Below are 17,868 nucleotides of genomic sequence, written 5' to 3'. Positions count from 1 at the left end.
AAAATGAATGTTTTTGAAAAAATTATAAAAGGTGAGATTCCTTGTAAAAAAGTTTTAGAAAATGATAAATTTTTGGCATTTTATGATATTGCACCTAAGGCACCTATTCATATATTGGCTATTCCTAAGCAGGGTTACAAAGATTTTAATGCAATGCCAAAAGAATTATTAGCTGAGATGAGTGATTTTATTATAGAGGTAGTGAAGAAAGTAGGGATTTATGAGAGTGGATATCGTTTGATTACTAATATTGGAAATGATGGTGGGCAAGAAGTGCCACATTTTCATTATCATATTTTAGGTGGCGCTAAGCTTAGATGGGAGGCCTTGGCTTAATTGAAAAATTTTTTGCATACAGCTTTTAGAGAGTTGTTAGATGTTTATGGCGATAAAGTGGAATATGTCCGCGAAAATATAATTTTAAAAAAACATGCAATATATTTTGATTGGACTGCCTCAGGTCTTGCAAATCAAATTATTGAAAATCGTATAGCAGAAATTTTACCTTACTATGCAAATACGCACTCTATAGCATCTAAGCATGCATTTTTGATTCAAGAGCTTTACAAAGAATCAAAAAATGTGATAAGAAAATCTTTAGGACTTAGTGAGGATTTTGTATTGCTTGCATGTGGTAGTGGTGCTACAGGAGCTATTAAAAAATTTCAAGAACTTTTAGGAATCTATATTCCTCCGCAAACAAAAAAATATGTAGATATCAAAAAACAAGAGTTGCCATTGGTAGTTGTGGGAGCTTTTGAACATCATTCTAATGAAATTAGTTTTCGAGAGGGGTTGTGTGAAGTGTATCGCATTCCTTTGTGTAGTGATTTTAGTTTTGATTTAATAGATTTTGAAAAAACTTTAAAAAAAAATAAGCATCGTAGAATTATTGTATCTTGCAATGTGCTTTCTAATGTTACAGGAAATAGGGCGCCTATTGAAAAAATCTCTACTATTGCACGTAAATATGGTTGTATAATTGCTCTAGATATGGCAACAAGTTCTGTGGATATTTCTATAGATTCTTCTTATTTTGATGCATGTTTTCTTTCTCCGCATAAACTTATTGGAGGGGTAGGAAGCTGTGGAATTTTAGCAATCAAAAAAGAATTGATAGATTTGGAAACATCACCTAGTTTTGCAGGTGGTGGGGTGGTGAAGTATGTTGATCGAAAAACTCAGATTTATGCTACAGATTTTGAACAAAGAGAGGAAGCTGGGACTCCACCACTTTTGCAGATTTTTCGCTCAGCATTAGTTTATCAAATGCGGAATGAAGTAGGGTTAGATGTGATTAAGCAAAAAAAACGCGTTTTAATGCGTGTTTTATTGAAAGGATTAAGAGAAATTGAGGGAATTAAAATTTATGGAGGTATGGAACATGAGGGGATTGTTTCTTTTAATATCAAGGGGATTTCACCTTTTATTTTGGCACATTATTTGAGTTATAATTATCAAATACAAACGCGCGCAGGATGCAGTTGTGCAGGTCCTTATGGGCATGATTTGTTAGGTTTAGAAGACGGGGTATTTTTAGGTGAAGATAGTCAATATGGCTGGCTTAGAGTAAGTTTGCACTATACGCATACTTTATTTGAAATAGAACACTTATTGCTAGTTTTGAAAAAATTAGTAGATTTATTACGAGTTTCTTAAAAAGGATAGTGATGAAAAAAGATTCTGTAATTTTTGTGGCAGGACATAGGGGGCTTGTAGGTTCTGCAATTTTAAAAACATTGTTATCTAGGGGATATTGTAATGTGATTGTAAAGACTAGAGAAGAGTTGGACTTGCTTGATTTTTACGCATTAGAAGAATTTTTTAAGACGCATGCTATAGAGTATGTGTTCTTATGTGCAGCAAAGGTAGGGGGGATAGTGGCAAATAATACTTATCGTGCAGATTTTATTTATCAAAATCTAACTCTACAAAATCATATGCTATTTTTAGCATATAAATATGGAGTAAAAAAACTTTTATTTTTAGGATCTAGTTGCATTTACCCTAAAAATTCTCCACAACCTATCAAAGAAGAATATCTCTTAAGCGGTGAGTTAGAATACACCAATGAACCTTATGCGATCGCTAAAATTGCAGGGCTTAAAATGTGTGAATCTTTTAATTTGCAATATGACACAAATTTTATTTCTGTGATGCCGACAAATTTATATGGTGAAAATGATAATTTTGATTTACAGAATTCGCATGTCTTGCCTGCTTTGATGAGAAAGTTTCATGAAGCAAAAATACGCGGTGAGGATCATGTTGTTGTATGGGGTAGCGGGAATCCTAGAAGAGAATTTTTACATAGTATGGATATGGCAGAGGCTTGTATATTTTTGATGGAAAATATTAATTTTAGTGATCTTATTTGTGAAAATATGAAAAATCAAATAAAAAATACACACATTAATATTGGTTTTGGCGAGGATATTAGTATTAAAGATTTAGCATTTTTAATAAAAGAGGTAGTGGGATTTAATGGTAAAATTGTTTTTGATCATACAAAGCCTGATGGGACACTAAAAAAATTGCTTGATAGCACAAAGATTTTTGACCTTGGTTGGAAACCAAAAATTAACCTTAAAGAGGGGATTTTAAAAACTTATCAATGGTATTTAGAAAATGAAAAAAAATAAATTTTTGCATGATATTGGCTTGATTTTTACTCTGATTACAAGAAGAGATAAAATGATTTTATTTTTTTTATTATTTGCCACCTTATTTCTTACTCTTGTAGAAACTTTTGGAGTGAGTGTGATTATGCCATTTATTACTTTGGCAACAAACCCTGATTTGATTTTAAACCAAAGAATCCCTAGAGAAATTTATGATTTTTTTAACTTTAAAAATACTACAGATTTTATGATCACATTTTCTATTGTTTTGATTATTTTTTATATTTTTAGAGCAGTTTATAATATTACTTATAATTATTTTTTAAATCGCTTTGTATCACGGAAATATCATTATTTTTCTTATAGTATTTTTTGTAGAGTTTTGCGTTCAGATTATGAAAATTTTTCCAAAAAAAATCTTGATGAAATTCGTAAAAAAATCGTGACAGATTCTTTGCGAACATCGCAATTTTTGAGTAGTTTTTTAAATATTTTTGCAGAAATTAGTATTGGATTGCTTTTGTATGTAATTTTATTGCTGATTAGTTGGAAAATGACAATGATTTTGACTTTATTTTTGGGAATTAATGTTTTTTTGATTGTCAAAGGTGTGGGTAGGGCTGTGGATAAACAGGGTCAAGAACGATCAAAAAGTGAAGAGGGGTTTTATAAAATTATTTCGCATACTTTAAGTAATTTTAAAATTGTGAAATTGCGTGCAAAAGAAGAAGAAGATTTTAGACTTTTTGAACAAATTTCTTTGAAACGTTCTAGAGCACAGGCGCTTTATGGAACCTTAACGCTTTTACCTAGAAATATTTTAGAAACTATTGGTTTTTGTATTTTGGTGGCATGTGTGGGATATATTTTATATTCTTATGGAGATGCAAAAGCAGTTTTGCCTATTGTGTCTATGTATGCTTTAGCGCTTTATCGCGTATTGCCATCTGTGACAAGAATTTTGGATCACTATAATGCAATGCTTTTTGTTGGTAAGGCAGTAGAAGATATTTATGAAGCAATGACAGACGAGGAAAAAGTAGAGGGGGATACTCAGGTTATTTTTGAAAATAATATTATTTTAAAAAATATTCACTTTTCTTATCCAGGAAAAAGAGAATTATTTCACGGGCTTGATTTAGAAATTAAAAAGGGTGAAAAAGTAGCGTTTGTGGGGACAAGTGGCGCAGGAAAATCAACTTTAGTAGATTTAATTATCGGAATCTTGCAACCAAAAGATGGAGAGATTTTGATTGATGGTGTGAAATTGAATTCTGAAAATATTCGTTCATGGCGTAAAAAGATAGGATATATTCCTCAAGATATTTATCTTTTTGATGGGAGTGTGGGCGAAAATATTACCTTTGGGAGCAAGATGGATAAAAAACGCTTAATCGAAGTTGCAAAAATGACAAAGATTTATGATTTTTTGCAGGAAAATAATGGATTTGATACACAGGTTGGTGATGGAGGTAAGCAGCTAAGTGGTGGTCAAAGACAACGTATAGGGATTGCAAGGGCGCTTTATAATAATCCTGATATTTTGGTACTTGATGAGGCTACGAGTGCTTTGGATACGAAAACAGAGAGTGTTATTATGGATGAGATTTATAATATTGCAAAAAATAAAACACTTTTAATTATTGCACATCGCTTAAGTACAATTGAAAGATGTGAAAAGAAAATTATTATTGGTAAAAAATAAGATGAAAATTGGTGAGACAAAATATATTGACAACTTTTGTCAATGTGATAATTCTTAAAACAAAATACTAATTTAGAGACAAGAGGTTATAAATAACAATGGATGATAATGGGGTAATTGGAATTATGAACTGTGAAGTATCCCACAAGAGTGGGATAGAAGTTATTTGGTAACGATGGTTTTTACTCCATTGCGTGTATATACCAAAATTCTTTTGCTTTTACCTTTAAATTTATTGATTGCATTGGTAAAATCTGCTGTATTTTTAATACTGATATTTTCAATTTGAGCGATGATATCACCTTGATTAAAGCCTGCTTCTTGTGCTGGAGAATCTTCTGCTACACTTGTAATGATAACACCTTGAATACTATTACTAATATTGTATTGTTGTCTCATTTGTGGAGTAATGCTTTCTACTCTAAGTCCCTTTAGTTCTCCTTCATCATTATTTTTTGTATTCACAGGATTATTGTTTTTTTCTGCATTACGCTCTGCAAGATTAAGAGTAATTGTTTGTTCTTTGCCATCTCTTAGAATTTTTAGTGTTGTTGCAGAGTTTGGCTTTAAAGTACCAATAAGATTTTTTAACTCAGCACTATTTTTTATCTTTTTGCCATTAACCTCGGTGATAAGATCCCATACCATTAAACCTGCTTTTTTTGCAGGAGAATCTTTTTCTAGGCTAATTACCACAGCTCCTTCACGATTATTATAACTATCTCTAAGATCGTTATTGATATCTTGAATACCTACACCAAGATATCCTCTTTGTATTTTTCCATCTTTTATGAGTTGATTAACGACATTTTTTACCATATCCGAAGGGATAGCAAATCCAATTCCGAGATTACCTCCAGATCGTGAAATGATTGCAGTATTAATTCCTACCAAAGCCCCTCGTGTATCAATAAGAGCTCCCCCTGAATTTCCAGGATTGATGGAAGTATCTGTTTGTAAGAAGTTTTCATAATTATTAATTCCCATACCGTTTTTGTTGAGAGCAGAAATGATTCCTTGAGTAACCGTTTCTCCTACACCAAAAGGATTACCTATTGCAAATACAACATCTCCTACTAATACATTATTGCTATTTGCAAATTTGATATAGGGTAAATCTTTTTTATCAATTTTAATTACAGCTAAATCGCTATCAGGATCTGTACCCACCAAGGTTGCGTTATATTCTTTTGAACTATCTGGTAGGGTAACAAGAATCTTGCTTGCCCCATCAATTACATGGTTATTTGTGACAATATAGCCATCAGGAGAAACAATTACTCCACTTCCTAGCGCGCGTTCGATTCTATCTTTGGGGACTTGATTGTAGAGATCGCCAAAAAATTGTTGGAAGAATGGATCATTAAACATAGGATTATTTTGTAAAGAAGATTTGATTTTTTTTTGTGTAGAGATATTTACCACAGCCATAATGGCATGCTTGATAGAATTATTATAAGAATATACGCTTGTTGTTGATGTATCTGGTTGTGTGCGTTGCGTAACATCTGGCATATTCTCTATTTCAAATGCTCCAAGACTAAGAGTTAGAGCAAGGCTTAGAATAATCTTGTTTTTCATAAAAACTCCTCGCAAGTTATGATAATTTAATAAGAAAAAAAATTCTAAATTGAAAAAACAAACAACAGCAAAACAAAAAATTAACACAGGTAAATGAAAAAAAGAATTTTGTTATAATTTTGTTTTTATCAAGTTTCAAGGAAATAAAAGATGAAAAAATTTTTTGAAATGATTTTATGGAATACAAGATTGATTGTCTTGTTGGCAGTGATTTTATCTTTGGTGGGATCGGTGCTTTTATTTGTTGTGGCTAGTTGGGATATTGTTGAAGCAGGAATGCAGACTGTAGCATATTACACAGGTAGTATAAGTCATGAAGAGAGTGATATTCACAATCTTTTATTAAATACAATTATTAGCTCTGTTGATTTATATTTAATTGCAGTGGTACTTTTAATTTTTTCTTTTGGGCTTTATGAGCTTTTTATTTCAAAAATCAATATCAAAGAAATTTCTAACATCAAGGTCTTGGAGATTCATACTCTAGATCAGCTTAAAGATAAACTTGCAAAAGTAATTGTGATGGCATTGATTGTGGCATTTTTTTCAAAAGTGCTTAATATGGAAATCACATCGACACTAGATATGATTTATTTTGCTGCTTCAATTCTCGCATTATCACTAGGACTTTATTTTTTACATAAAGACTCTAAGCATTGATCAATTCCTCTTTGTTTTTGATGGGAGGAATTTTTGAGTTATTTTTGTGCGACAAAACCACGGTCAATTCCCGCAAAATCTTTATAAAAATCTGCTTTGTATCCCACTTCTGTGAGTGCATTTTGTAAAACTTCTTTTTGGTCGTATCCCATTTCACAGGCTAAAAACCTTACCCCTCTTTTTTGAGATTCTTGGATGATTTGTAATAAAATTTCATACCCTCGTTCCCCACCAAATAATGCAGTATGGGGTTCTAGGAGAACATGTGGCTCTAAGGGATAGTCTTTTGCGATATAAGGGGGATTGGAGATGAGTAAATCAATATCATTTTGTACAGAATCTATAAGATTTGTGTGCAATAGGGTAATTTTATTTTTGAGATTATTTTGTGTGGTATGGAATTTTTCAATATTAACTTGTGCTACTTCTAAGGCTTGTAATGAAATATCTGTGGCAATGATATTAATATCAGGATATTTTAACGCAAGAGTAATAGCAATAGCACCGCTTCCTGTGCCTATTTCAACAATATTTTTTAGTTGATAATGCTGGATAAAAAAATCTACAGAATTGATGAGCAATTCTGTTTCTGGGCGAGGGATAAGGACATTGGAATTGACATAGAAATTTTTACTATAAAACCCTGCTTGATGGGTGATATATTCAACAGGATAGTTGTTTTTTCTTAGTTCAATATAATGCCAGAATTTTTCAAAATCATCTTCATGTAATAATTGATCTCCCCAAGTGTGTAGCCATTCTCTAGTTGTTTTTAAGACATATGCAAGCAAAATTTCACTCTCTAGAGATGGGCGTAGATTTATTATGGAAGATTGAAGTAGATATTTTTTTGCTTTAAGTAATGCTTCATTAATTTTCAAATTGATACTCCAACACTTTAAGTCTGTTGAGTAATGGGGGGTGCGTATAGTGAAAAAATACATAGATAGGGTGAGAATGTGGGAATGATTTATTTTCATTAACAATTCTTACTAGTGCATTTGCAAGTGTAGATTTATTGGTAAGGCTTGCTCCAAAATCATCCGCAGCATATTCTGCTTTTCTATTAAAATAACCAATTAGTGGCATAGCCCAAAAAGATAAAATCGGAGATAAAAGGATCATTAATGCTAAGATACCACCATTATTACTATAGATTCCTAAGTCTTGTAGGATTTGAATACTTAAAACTCCAGCAATAGAAAACATGATAAAAATCAAAACCCCGCTAATAAAAAAATTTTTGATAATATCTTTGTGTTTGAAATGTCCAAGTTCATGTCCTAGTATTGCAAGTAATCCATCTGTGCTTACCTTGTTTAGTAGAGTATCAAATAAAATTACGCGTTTTGCTTTGCCAATACCACCAAAATATGCATTTAATCTGCCATCTCTACGGCTTGCATCCATAACAAAAACACCATTATTTTTAAAACCGACATGATCAAGCAAGTGTGTAATTTTTTTCTGTAATTCTTCATTTTTTAGTGGAGTGAAAGTGTTAAAAAGTGGTGCAAAAACAATAGGATAAAAGATATTAAATAATAATATTGCAATAATAGCAACACAGGCGCCATAAAGCCACCAAAACTCAAAATGATCTGCGAAGTAAATAAAAATATAACTAAAGATTGTTCCAATCACTGTCAAGACAATAAAACTTTTTAAGGTATCAATAAAAAAGAGTTGTTTGGTGGTGGTACTAAAGCCATATTGTTTATCTAGTATCATGGTTGAATAATAATTAAAAGGAACGTTTAAAAAGGTTTGCAGTAATAAAAAGCCCATGAAAAAGGCTACTCCTTGTAATGTTTGGGAATCTAAAAAGGTTTGCAAATAATACATTAGCATTTCAAAACCAAAATATACCCAGCATATAAATAAAATAGTTTCATAAATCAGCATAGTTAAGGAAAAATAAATTTTTTTGATAGCATATTTTCCAGATTTTATATAGTCTTGTTGAGGTAAAATCACAGCTTTTGCGTGTAATTTTTTTTGGATGTAGCGGACTTGTAAAATATCAATATAAAATTTTGGTATTACATACAACAACACAAAAACAGAAATTAGAATAAATGTCATTTTTTCATCTAACCTTTATGATAATAGTTGTAGAATAATAAATTAAGAATCTTAATCTATGTTAATAATGCGGGAATGAAGCATTGCTTAGAAGGATTAAGAGATAAAACATGAAAATTTATGTCAAAATACAGAAAATATCAAATCAGATTTTATTCTTGAGAAAGTAGGGTGAAGACATGCAATCAAAATATCTATTTGTTACAGGAGGGGTTTTAAGTTCGTTGGGCAAGGGGATTTCCTCTTCATCCATTGCTACTTTATTAAAGGCAGCGGGGTTTAAGGTTTCGATTTTAAAGATTGACCCTTATATTAATGTGGATCCGGGGACGATGAGTCCATTAGAGCATGGAGAAGTCTTTGTAACAGCGGATGGTGCAGAAACAGATTTGGATATTGGACATTATGAGAGATTTTTGGATACTAGTCTTGAAAAAAGTAATAATTTTACAACAGGACAAGTTTATCTTTCTGTAATTGAAAATGAAAGACAAGGGAAATATCTTGGTAAAACCATTCAAGTGGTACCACATATTGTTGATGAAATCAAATATCGAATCAAAGAAGTTGCAAAAGGTAATGATTTTTTAGTAGTTGAGCTTGGTGGTACGGTGGGGGATATTGAAGGAATGCCATATCTTGAAGCAATGCGTCAAATGAAGCATGAGCTTGGGTTTAAAAGAGTAATTAGTATTCATGTGACTTTGATTCCTTATATTAAGGCAGCAGGCGAGTTAAAGACAAAACCCACACAACATTCTGTTCAAGAATTGCGTCGTATAGGTATTAGTCCGCAAATTATTTTAGCTAGATCAGAAAAACCTTTAAGTAAAGATTTAAAAAAGAAACTTGCTTTAAGTTGTGATGTTGATGATGATAGTGTTATTGTTGCAGAGGATGCAAAAAGTATCTATCAGTGTCCATTAAATTTCTTAAAGGAGGGTGTATTAAATGCAATTGCAAGGCACTTTGGGATAGAAAATATCACCCCTAATATGGACGATTGGGATGTTTTGGTTAAAAAAATTATTTCCCCAAAAAATACTATTTCTATTGGTTTTGTAGGGAAATATCTCGATCTTAAAGAATCTTATAAATCCTTGACTGAAGCGTTAGTGCATGCAGGAGCAAATCTTGATACTTGTATTGATATTAAATGGATTGATAGTGAAAAACTTTCTCAAGAAAATATTACTGAACTTAGTGATGTAGATGGAGTTTTGATTCCGGGGGGATTTGGAAGCAGAGGAGTTGAAGGAAAAATTTGCGCAATTACTTATGCAAGAGAAAACAAGATTCCTTTTTTGGGGATTTGTTTGGGTATGCAACTTTCGATTTTGGAATTTTTGCGTAATGTTGTGCAAATCAAGGAAGCAGATTCTGTAGAATTTAATCCTAACACTAAAGAGCCGGCTATTTATCTTATTGAAGATTTTATTGATCAAAATGGACAAGCACAAATTAGAACACATAAATCCCCAATGGGAGGAACAATGCGTTTAGGTGAGTATGAATGTATTTTGAAAAAAGATTCTGTGATTTATCAAAGCTATAATAGACAAGAAATTATTAAAGAACGCCATCGTCATCGTTATGAGGCAAATCCAAAGTATAAACCTATGTTGGAAAAATATGGTATGTTTGTAAGTGGAGAATCTAAAAACCAACTTATTGAAGCAGTGGAAATTAAAGATCATCCATTTTTTGTTGCAGTGCAGTTTCATCCAGAATTTACTTCAAGATTAAAAAACCCCAATCTCATAATCTTAGATTTTGTAAGACAAAGTTTAAAAAATAAAAAATAAAATGATGGAACGATTAAATTGGGAAAAAGTGAAATATATTTTAGAATCACGATTTATTAATGATTCTTTTTCTTCACTAAAAGATCTTCCTCATCCCTATGTTTTTAAAGATATGGAAAAGGGAGCAAGTCTTGTTAAAGAATGTATAAATAAGCAACAAAAAATTTTAATTGTTGGTGATTATGATGTAGATGGTACTTTGGCAAGTGTAATCATGATGCGTTTTTTTGCATTGCTAGGGTATAAAAATGTTGCATATTATATCCCTAATCGTTTTAGTGATGGTTATGGGGTGAGTGTAGAAATTATTAAAAGATATGAAAGTGATTTAATAATTACCGTGGATAATGGTATTAGTGCTATTGATGTAGGGGAATATTGTTTTGAGAAACAAAAAAAACTTATTATTACAGATCATCATGCTGTGCAAGATAGGATTCCTAGAGCAGATGCGCTTATAAATCCACAGCAAGAAAATTGTGATTTTCCACAAGATAGTATTTGTGGTGCGGCAGTGGCATGGTATTTTTGTAATGCTATAAAAATTGCATTAAAAAAAGATATTTCCTTAGTTTTTTTATTGAAATATGTTGCTATTGCAACTATTGCAGATATGATGCCTTTAGTAGAGCTTAATCGGATTTTTGTAAAAAAAGGTTTAGAAATTTTTGAAAAATCAGAATTGTTGGAAGATATTTTATTAAAAACCTTGCTTAAATCTCCCTTGATTACCGCACAAGATGTGGCATTTTACATTACTCCTTTATTAAATAGTGCGGGCAGAATTAAAGATGCGGGACTTGTGTGTGAATTTTTTCTTGCAAAAGATGAGCAGGAGACACATAAAAACTTTACTCTTTTAAAAGAATTAAATCAGGAACGCAAAGATCTTGCCCAAAAAATTACACTAGAGTTGGAACACCATCTTGTTGAAAATGATTTTTGTGTTGTTGCTTATCATGAAGATTGGAATGAAGGTGTTTTGGGGATTTTGGCAGCAAAACTTGCAAATATTAAAAACAAACCTGCTTTTGTTTTTCGTCTTAAAGATGGAGTTTTAAAAGGGAGCGGACGAAGTGGTGGTTTGATCGACATTTTTCAAACACTTTTGCCCGATAATGATAATTTTGTACGTTTTGGAGGGCATTCTGAAGCAGTGGGGATTAGTATTACATTGGAGTTTTTAGAAAGCTTCTTGGATATATTTGCAAAAAGACAAATTTATAAAGAAGAAAAGGAAACCGAAGTTTTAGGGGAGCTTTTATTGATTGATATTAATAGAAGATTACTAGATGTAGTACGGAGTTTTGAGCCGTATGGACAAGGCAATCCTGTACCACAATTTCTTGTTAAAGATGCAAAAATTTATAAAAGTAAAACTTTAAAGGATTTGCATCAAAAATTTGAATTAGAAAATCAAGTGCAAGCAATAGAATTTTTTAGTGAAGATTTTTATAAACAAAATGATCGAATTGATTTTTATTGTACATTGCAAGAAGAGCATTATAAAAAAACTCCAATGCTTGTGATTAAAAAAATTTTATGCCATTTGTAACAAAAGAATTTTTTCTTACAGATTCTACAAAAGCTTTTATGTTTTTGGAAAACTCTTTAGGATATTCTAGTAAAGAGGCACAAAAAATTATTGATAAAGCAAGATTGTATTATCCTAATGGGGAGATTATTAAAAAATCTCAAGTAATTTTTGGCAAAGTGTGTTTGGATGTTTTTGAACCACAGGTTTTTTTAAAGCCTATTTTTGTGCATAGAGATTTTGCAATTTTTCATAAACCTTATAATCTTTTAACACATCCTAAGGGTAAATTTTCTCATCAAAGTTTATGTGATAGTATTAAGGGGATTTTTGGAAAAGATGCTAATCCTGTACACCGGTTAGATTTTGAAACCAGTGGAATTATACTTGCAAGTTTGCATAAAGATGCAGAAATTAAACTTAAGAAAATGTTTGAAGCTAATATGGTGCGAAAAATTTATCGTGCGTGGGTATGGGGAAGAATAGAAAAAGAAATGATGATAGATTTAAAAATCCTTTCACCAAATAAAGAACAGAAAAAACAAAGCCTTGGCATACGCTCAAGAATTGATAAAAATGGTAAAGAAGCATTGACTTTTATTAAGCCTTTGGATATTAGAGAAGATAGGACACTTTTAGAGATATTTCCTATTACAGGGCGTACGCATCAAATTAGAATCCATCTTTTTGCTATTGGGCATAGTATTATTAACGAGCCTTTATATGGCGTAGATGACAAGGAGGCATGTTTGTATTTAGATCATAAACTTGAGAGTAAAAAGCAATTATTTTTACATGCAAGAAGTCTTGATTTTTGTTATGAAGGACAGAGATATTTTTTTAGTGTAGATGAAAATTTTTTAGATTTGGGCAAATAAAAATTATAATGATTTGGATTTGATATCTGAGTTAGAGTGCAATGTCTTGTAAATTCCAAATAGGCAGAAAGATTCCAATAGTGAGATAAAGCACCATTATTGCACTAAAAAAAGTGGCTAGTGGCTCCAGATATAGTAGTAAATTTTCCAGAATATTTTGATGTAGCATTCTATAGCGTTCTGCAATATGTAAAAATACTTTATCAATTTTTCCGCTTTCTTCTCCACTAGATAAAAGTGCTAAAGTAATAGAATCTAAAAAGTGACTTTGAGAAAATGAGTGCTTGAGGGTATTGCCCTCATTGATAAAAAAATAGATTTTTAAGAAATCTTGTTTTAAAAATTGATTATCTAAGAGTTCTAAATTTGTATAGAGACTATGTTTGATATCATTGCCTGTGATTTGAAAAAAATACAAGGTTTGAAAGAAAACATCAAGGCGATAATATAAAATAATATTTTTAATTAGTGGGATTTTTAAAAATAGTTTATGTACAAAGATTTTACATTTTTGTTTTCTATAAAAAATAATAAAAATTCCAATACATAAAATAATACACAAAATGATGAGAGGAAAAAAGTTTTTTATAAAAGAATCTAGAGCAATTAGACTCATTGTGATCCAGGGGAGTTTGGCTTGATTGTTGTCAAAAAATCCTTGAAATTCTGGAATGATCAAAGAGATTGCAAGAAAAAATGCCATGATAATACTGAAAAATACAATCATAGGATAAAAAAGAGCTTTTTGCATACGCTTTTTGTAGCGATTTTGTTCTTGTAAATCTTGTTTAATAAGTGTGAAATGTTCCACAAGTCTTCCAGTTTTTTCGCCAGATTCTATAAGCATATAATGTAGAGGTTTTAGGGTTTTGCCAAATACCAAAAAGCTTGTTTTTAGGTCTTTTCCTTCTTTGAGGTTTTGAAATACGCACATAAGAATTAAATTTAGTTTGGTGTTTTGAGTATTTGCACAATGCATAATAATTTCATCAAGGGGTAAAAAAGAATGTAATAATAAAATCATTTGCTCAAAGCATAAAATTAATGTTTCCTTTTTTATGGAAGAAAAAAAATGCCATTGTTTGTGTGGGTAAATTTCAATAGGGGTAATTTGCAAACTTAATGCTTTATTCTTTGCTTCTTCTGGTGTTTTGGCTCTAAGGGTTTTGATTTTCTTTTTACCATTTTTAATTCCAATAATTTTGTATTTATTCATAATCCAACTCTATGATTTCACCTTGCCGGATCTTATAATTAAGATTTGCCTGTAAATCTTCAAAATCTATATTTTCAAGATAATCTTCCAGGGTTTCATTTCGAATGGCTTTTTTTATATTTTTGTCAAGCAATAAAACTTCAGTGGCAATTTCTCTACCCAAAATCCCTTGCATGCTGCATTTTTGGCAACCTTTTTGTGGGAGATTTTTGCAATAAGGACAAGGTTTTTTATAAAGGCGTTGGGAAATTATCAAGAGTAGTGAGCTAAGAATTTCTTGTTTATCCAACCCCATATTACGGATTCTTTGTAGAGTGCTAACGCAGTCATTACTATGGAGTGTTGCTAGGACTAAATGTCCTGTTAATGCTGCTCTAAATGCGAGATTTAGTGTAGTTTTATCACGGATTTCACCTACCATAATAATATCTGGATCATGCCGAAGAATTGCTTTTAGTGCATCTTGGAAATCAAAGCCATTTTCACTAGAAATTTTGACTTGTGAAGCAAAGTGCATTTTGTATTCCGGAGGATCTTCAAGAGTGATAATTTTTTTATTTTCTTTTTTAAGATATTCCAATATTGCATAAAGAGTTGTAGTTTTTCCACTGCCTGTAGGTCCTGTAACAAGAAAGATACCATAGGGATTTTTTAGGGCATGATAAATAAGATTAAGATGTTTGGGTGTAATATGTAAATCTTGTAGGCTTAGGTTATCTTTATTTTTGTAAAAGATTCTTATGGTAAGTAATTCTCCTTGATAAAGAGGAATGTAGGCAATTCTAAAATCATAAGTAATTTGATGAAAAGTGGCACTATATCTACTATCTTTAGATTGTTGTGTGTTGGTGATATCAAGTTTGGATTCTAGTTTGATTTTTGAACAAAGTGTTTTAAAAATTTCGTTGCTAAAGTAGCTAACAATTTCTAAATCTCCATGGATTCTAAATCTAAGATAGCCTTTATCCATAAAACTTTCTAGATGAATATCACTTGCTTCAAAAATTATTGCTTGTTGTAGGATAAAGTGAAAAAGCTCTTGAATATTGTGCTGTATTTTTTGTTGCATTTCTTGAAAATTTAAAAATTTTGCATAGCGATAAAAAGTTTTTTGTGTAATAAGGTGAAGTTTTGGAATAGATTGAAAATGATGTTTTAATATCTCTTGCACGATCACATAATTTTCTTTTTTTGTGAGAGCGATATAAGGGTTTTGTTGTTCATCACTAAAAAGTAGAGCTTGATATTCTAGACAAAAATGCTTGCCTAGAATCTTGAGATTATCAGGATGAGGGAAGAGATTCATTGTAGATTTTGTTTATAGTATTGGAGTATAGCGATAGCTTGTTTTTTATAGCCCATTTTATAGATATTTTTGGCATACAAAATCCAAGTATCTTGTTTTTTGGGTGAAATTTTTTCAGCACGATATGTCCAAATTAAAGAATCTTGATAATTTCCTTGATTGTATTTTTCTTGTGCAATTTTTATAGCATGATTATAATTTAACGTGCCACTAATTTTGGAATCAAAAAATCCTTTTGGTATCGGAAGCTCACCATTATTGAGGTTATATGGGTATGTTTTTTCGATTTTTTGCAAAGAGGGGAGAGATGTGTGGTGGTTTGGTGATTTAAAAAAATAAAAAAGTAAAAAAATAATAATGGTAAAAATACATAAAAATAGTAAGGGGGGCAAAAAAGTCTGCAACAAAGATTTTTTAAAGAGAGGTGTTTTCATCTTGTTCCTTAAATTGAATAATTTTTGGGGTAATTACTATGACCATTTCTTGTACTTGTTTAGCTTCTTTTGAATAAGAAAAAAGATATTTTATCAAAGGAATGTATCCTAAAAGAGGAATCCTTTTCTTTTCTTTGGAATGGACTTTGGAGATTAGACCACCTAAGATAACTTTTTGATTGTTTTTAAGTCGCACGATTGAAGAAATTTGATTAGTAGATAGATTAGGGGGAGAGAGTAGAGCATCTGCCTCATTTTCAATTTTTATATCTTTTGTAGCGGTAATAGAGGGATTGATTTTCAAGATAATATAATCATCTTCAATAGATGGCGTAATATCTAAAAGGATTCCAGAAAAAATACTGGGATATTGTTGCCTTGTGTTTTGTAGGGTGGTGGAACTATTGCTTGTTTGGTAGATGTAATTTTGTGTGTAGCGGATAATATTACCTACAGAAATAATGGCAGGTTGGTTGTTTAGAGTAAGAATTTTTGGATTGCTAATAGTTTTGACATTGCCATATTGATATAAGAATTCTATAATTTTTCCAATGCTTAGGTCTTGTGGAAAAATATTTATACCGTATTGTAAATTAGAGCCTTGAATGGTTGTTAGTGGATTATTTTCTTTATTGATTCCAAGACTATAAAATGTACTCCAATCGATACCTGTGGTTTGAATATCTTTGTGGCTTATGTTCAGGATATTTACATCAATTAATACTTGTAGGCTGATTTTTTTATTAAGTGCTTGAAGATATTTTTTTGCTCTTTTAATTTGAGAGGGTGAAGCGGTAATTGTGATGAAACCCGAGCCTTTGTTAATGGTGATCGGGTGATGATCTTTTAATGGAATATGTTTATCATTTTCTCTAAAAACAATATGCCAGAGTTCTTGTTCTAATTCACCCCAAAAATCAAAAGCATCAATAGAATAAATTTTACTTCCACTGCGGTTTGAAGATTCTTCTTGTTGGTTAGCAAGATTAAAGAGATTTTGTTGTGTATCGATATTGGGATTGATATTTTGTTGCAAAAAATGGTTATTATAAAAATTACTATCTTTATCTTGTGAAAAAACAATATTTGTATTGCTGGATGCAATGCGTGAGGTGGCGATATAGTGGATATAAAATGTTTTTGTTTGTAGACTTGAGATTTTGATGGTATTGTCTTTGAAGATGTAGTATAAATCCAGGGCTTCAAAACCAGTTTGTAAAATCTCATCAAGTTTGGAGTGATAGAAATTTAAAATAATATTTTTTTCTTCTAAAATACTTCTTGCGTATTTATCTTGAAAAATAATGCTTAACATACACTCTTGTGCAAGCATTTCTAAAATATCTTTAAAACTATTTTGATTACTCAGAGAAATATCAAAAGTTTTTTCTGAGCAAATGTGTGCAAAATTTAGAGTACAAAAGAGATAAAAAAGCAAAAAGATTCTCATTTTTTAAATCCCAAATACAAAAAATTTCCTTGCAGATCTTGTAATAAAACTGAGTGCATAGAAATTTCTTTGATAAAAAAACTTTCAACCACCTCTCCTTTTGCATACCATTTTTGGTTGATTTTAGCTTTTTTATTAAAAATCATTTCAAGATAAAGAGGCTCTGTTTTGAAAAAAATATTATTTGTAAGATTTTCGAGTTTTTTCAAATCTCTTTGTTGCGAAGAAAGTAGTGTAAGAAAAATACAGAAAATAAGGCATAGTTTCATATAAAATCCTTAATTTCTATAGCGATATAAAAAGCAATTTTTTTATGTAGTGGGTGGATTGAGATATCCCAGATAAAATTTTGTGCATTATTTTCAATTGTGTAAATCCAAGACATGAAGTCTTGCAAATTACCTTCGCCTTTGATGTAAAAAAATGAATGCTTTTTTTGCAAAGATATAATATTAAGATTTGTAGCATTTTGTTTAATAGATTGCAAGATAGTGTTTATGGGTTGTGTTTGAATCTTATGGTGTCTACCGATATGGTAGGCATATTCATTTTTTAAATTAGCATACATATTAAATAGGGGTTGAAAATGCTTG

Annotated in this window: 17 protein-coding genes; 8 read left to right on the top strand and 9 right to left on the bottom strand. The window is 31.0% G+C overall.

From position 1 onward, the window contains the following. Positions 1-3: 3 nt before the first annotated feature. Genes LW133_RS04960 through LW133_RS04945 form a run of 4 tightly spaced genes read left to right on the top strand, consistent with a single transcriptional unit; the run spans position 4 to position 4,326 of the window. The gene (locus LW133_RS04960) at positions 4-336 is read left to right on the top strand and encodes a histidine triad nucleotide-binding protein (RefSeq protein ID WP_233077204.1); all 333 of its coding nucleotides are present in this window, start codon (positions 4-6) and stop codon (positions 334-336) included. Beyond that, positions 337-1,659 (top strand): aminotransferase class V-fold PLP-dependent enzyme, encoded by a 1,323-nt coding sequence (locus tag LW133_RS04955; RefSeq protein WP_233077202.1) that lies wholly within the window; start codon positions 337-339, stop codon positions 1,657-1,659. Positions 1,660-1,670: 11 nt separating this feature from the next. After that, positions 1,671-2,642: a GDP-L-fucose synthase family protein gene (locus LW133_RS04950; RefSeq protein ID WP_233077176.1), complete on the top strand. Its 972-nt coding sequence runs from the start codon at positions 1,671-1,673 to the stop codon at positions 2,640-2,642. Next, positions 2,629-4,326 carry an ABC transporter ATP-binding protein/permease gene (locus tag LW133_RS04945; protein WP_233077162.1) on the top strand — a complete coding sequence of 566 codons (1,698 nt, stop codon included), beginning with the start codon at positions 2,629-2,631 and terminating at the stop codon, positions 4,324-4,326. The genes LW133_RS04950 and LW133_RS04945 overlap by 14 nt, the downstream gene beginning before the upstream one ends. Positions 4,327-4,488: 162 nt before the next feature. On the opposite strand, the gene LW133_RS04940 is transcribed toward LW133_RS04945, so the two are convergent. Then, on the bottom strand, positions 4,489-5,907 hold the full coding sequence (locus tag LW133_RS04940; RefSeq protein WP_233077160.1) for a Do family serine endopeptidase: 1,419 nt from the start codon (positions 5,905-5,907) through the stop codon (positions 4,489-4,491). A gap of 150 nt (positions 5,908-6,057) precedes the next feature. Here LW133_RS04940 and LW133_RS04935 point away from each other — a divergent pair, with 150 nt between their 5' ends. Next, positions 6,058-6,567, top strand: a complete 510-nt coding sequence (locus LW133_RS04935; RefSeq protein ID WP_233077143.1) for a YqhA family protein — start codon at positions 6,058-6,060, stop codon at positions 6,565-6,567. A 38-nt stretch (positions 6,568-6,605) separates the two neighbouring features. On the opposite strand, the gene prmC is transcribed toward LW133_RS04935, so the two are convergent. Next, positions 6,606-7,448: a peptide chain release factor N(5)-glutamine methyltransferase gene (gene prmC, locus LW133_RS04930; RefSeq protein ID WP_233077141.1), complete on the bottom strand. Its 843-nt coding sequence runs from the start codon at positions 7,446-7,448 to the stop codon at positions 6,606-6,608. Continuing rightward, positions 7,438-8,652: a M48 family metallopeptidase gene (locus LW133_RS04925; RefSeq protein WP_233077139.1), complete on the bottom strand. Its 1,215-nt coding sequence runs from the start codon at positions 8,650-8,652 to the stop codon at positions 7,438-7,440. The genes prmC and LW133_RS04925 overlap by 11 nt, the downstream gene beginning before the upstream one ends. A gap of 179 nt (positions 8,653-8,831) precedes the next feature. On the opposite strand from LW133_RS04925, the gene pyrG reads away from it, so the two are divergent. Genes pyrG through LW133_RS04910 form a run of 3 tightly spaced genes read left to right on the top strand, consistent with a single transcriptional unit; the run spans position 8,832 to position 12,869 of the window. Continuing rightward, positions 8,832-10,457, top strand: a complete 1,626-nt coding sequence (gene pyrG / locus LW133_RS04920; RefSeq protein ID WP_233077136.1) for a glutamine hydrolyzing CTP synthase — start codon at positions 8,832-8,834, stop codon at positions 10,455-10,457. A gap of 28 nt (positions 10,458-10,485) precedes the next feature. Next, positions 10,486-12,012, top strand: a complete 1,527-nt coding sequence (recJ, locus tag LW133_RS04915; RefSeq protein WP_233077133.1) for a single-stranded-DNA-specific exonuclease RecJ — start codon at positions 10,486-10,488, stop codon at positions 12,010-12,012. After that, complete coding sequence (locus LW133_RS04910) at positions 12,000-12,869, top strand: RluA family pseudouridine synthase (RefSeq protein ID WP_233077131.1); 870 nt, start codon at positions 12,000-12,002, stop codon at positions 12,867-12,869. The genes recJ and LW133_RS04910 overlap by 13 nt, the downstream gene beginning before the upstream one ends. Positions 12,870-12,900: 31 nt before the next feature. On the opposite strand, the gene LW133_RS04905 is transcribed toward LW133_RS04910, so the two are convergent. From LW133_RS04905 to LW133_RS04880, 6 genes are read right to left on the bottom strand one after another with little or no spacing between them, the layout of a single operon-like run. Next, complete coding sequence (locus LW133_RS04905) at positions 12,901-14,085, bottom strand: type II secretion system F family protein (RefSeq protein WP_233077128.1); 1,185 nt, start codon at positions 14,083-14,085, stop codon at positions 12,901-12,903. Next, positions 14,078-15,391 carry a GspE/PulE family protein gene (locus LW133_RS04900; protein ID WP_233077119.1) on the bottom strand — a complete coding sequence of 438 codons (1,314 nt, stop codon included), beginning with the start codon at positions 15,389-15,391 and terminating at the stop codon, positions 14,078-14,080. Before LW133_RS04900 ends, LW133_RS04905 begins: the two co-directional genes overlap by 8 nt. After that, the gene (locus LW133_RS04895; RefSeq protein WP_233077115.1) at positions 15,388-15,825 is read right to left on the bottom strand and encodes a hypothetical protein; all 438 of its coding nucleotides are present in this window, start codon (positions 15,823-15,825) and stop codon (positions 15,388-15,390) included. The genes LW133_RS04900 and LW133_RS04895 overlap by 4 nt, the downstream gene beginning before the upstream one ends. Beyond that, positions 15,806-17,275: a pilus (MSHA type) biogenesis protein MshL gene (gene mshL / locus LW133_RS04890; protein ID WP_233077114.1), complete on the bottom strand. Its 1,470-nt coding sequence runs from the start codon at positions 17,273-17,275 to the stop codon at positions 15,806-15,808. The genes LW133_RS04895 and mshL overlap by 20 nt, the downstream gene beginning before the upstream one ends. Next, positions 17,272-17,544 carry a hypothetical protein gene (locus LW133_RS04885; RefSeq protein ID WP_233077113.1) on the bottom strand — a complete coding sequence of 91 codons (273 nt, stop codon included), beginning with the start codon at positions 17,542-17,544 and terminating at the stop codon, positions 17,272-17,274. Before LW133_RS04885 ends, mshL begins: the two co-directional genes overlap by 4 nt. After that, positions 17,541-17,843, bottom strand: coding sequence for a hypothetical protein (locus LW133_RS04880; RefSeq protein WP_233077112.1), 303 nt, complete (start codon positions 17,841-17,843; stop codon positions 17,541-17,543). The genes LW133_RS04885 and LW133_RS04880 overlap by 4 nt, the downstream gene beginning before the upstream one ends. Positions 17,844-17,868: the final 25 nt, after the last annotated feature.

This window comes from Helicobacter anatolicus, from assembly GCF_021300615.1.
GTDB classification, from domain to species: domain Bacteria; phylum Campylobacterota; class Campylobacteria; order Campylobacterales; family Helicobacteraceae; genus Helicobacter_H; species Helicobacter_H anatolicus.
Note: the sequence above shows the minus strand (reverse complement) of the source record. Positions and strands in the feature narration are given on the sequence as shown.